Origin of the sequence: Arthrobacter sp. Hiyo1, from assembly GCF_001263615.2 — a bacterium.
GTDB lineage: Bacteria > Actinomycetota > Actinomycetes > Actinomycetales > Micrococcaceae > Arthrobacter.
In genome coordinates this window covers 291,617-292,739 of sequence record NZ_DF952472.1, presented here as the reverse complement: position 1 = coordinate 292,739, position 1,123 = coordinate 291,617, and the positions used below count along the sequence as shown (strand labels likewise).

The following is a 1,123-nucleotide window of genomic DNA, read 5'->3' as shown; positions in this document are numbered from 1 at the left end:
CGACCGCCGCACGCAGCCGTGAGGCCATGGCATTCGCGTGTTCCGCTGAGCGAAGCCACAGCCCGGACTCCAGAAGCGCGACGAACTGGACCGAGATGAAGCGCATCTTGGAGGCCAGCTGCATGTTCATCTTGCGCAGGAACTTCAGCCCGTGGGCGGCCTCGGGATTCAGGGCGACCACCACTTCGCCGAACAGCAGCCCGTTCTTGGTGCCGCCGAAGGACAAGATGTCGACGCCGGCGTCGCGGGTGAACGTCCGCAAGGGCACGCCAAGGTGGGCGGCAGCATTGGCGAGCCGGGCGCCGTCCATGTGCAGTTTCATGCCCTTGGCATGGATGTGGTCGGCGATCGCCCGGATTTCTTCCGGCGTGTAGCACGTGCCGAGCTCCGTGGTCTGCGTGATGGAGACGGCCAGGGGCTGCGCGCGGTGTTCGTCGCCCCAGCCCCACGCTTCGCGGTCGATCAATTCCGGGGTCAGCTTGCCGTCCGACGTCGGGACCTGGAGAAGCTTGATGCCGCCGATCCGCTCCGGTGCGCCGTTCTCGTCCATGTTGATGTGGGCGGTCGATGCGCAGATGACCGCACCCCAGCGCGGCAGCAGCGACTGCAGGGACAACACGTTCGCGCCAGTCCCGTTGAAGACGGGGAAGCATTCGATGCCTGCGCCGAAGTGCTCCTCCATGACTTCCTGGAGCCGCTCCGTGTACTGGTCCTCCCCGTAAGAGACCTGGTGGCCGCCATTGGCTGCGGCCAGGGCCGCCAGGATTTCAGGGTGGACGCCTGAGTAGTTGTCCGAGGCGAAACCGCGGACGGAGGGATCGTGGAGGCGCCCAACGGCTTCCGTGTCGAGGGCAGCCGGGAATTCTTCTGTAGTGCTCGTCACTTGTTCATTCACGCTTTCAGTCTATTTGGCCAGGAGGAGGCGCTGTCCGTTCAGTTCCGCTGCAGGCTTGTCGAAGAGCCCGACGGCGGCCGCCGCCAAGTCCTCGACGTCCGTGTACCCGGGGAATTTCCGCTCCGGGTGCTCCCGCCGCATCGCCGCGTCCAGGAGCGACTTCACCACGAAGACGACGGCGGCGCTGTGCTGCTCCGTTGGTTCGTCCTTGTTTCCTGATTGATCGCG

The 1,123-nt window shown here is 65.4% G+C and carries 1 protein-coding gene and 1 pseudogene; both read right to left on the bottom strand.

Annotation, left to right across the window (positions count from 1 at the left end; genetic code table 11):
• Nucleotides 1-883, bottom strand: an 883-nt coding sequence (locus AHiyo1_RS14970) for a threonine aldolase family protein (protein WP_445286225.1), incomplete at its 3' end; no start/stop codon positions are given.
• 21 nt (nucleotides 884-904) lie between these two features.
• Nucleotides 905-1,123 (bottom strand): annotated as a pseudogene (locus tag AHiyo1_RS14965) (oxidoreductase); the annotation flags it as partial.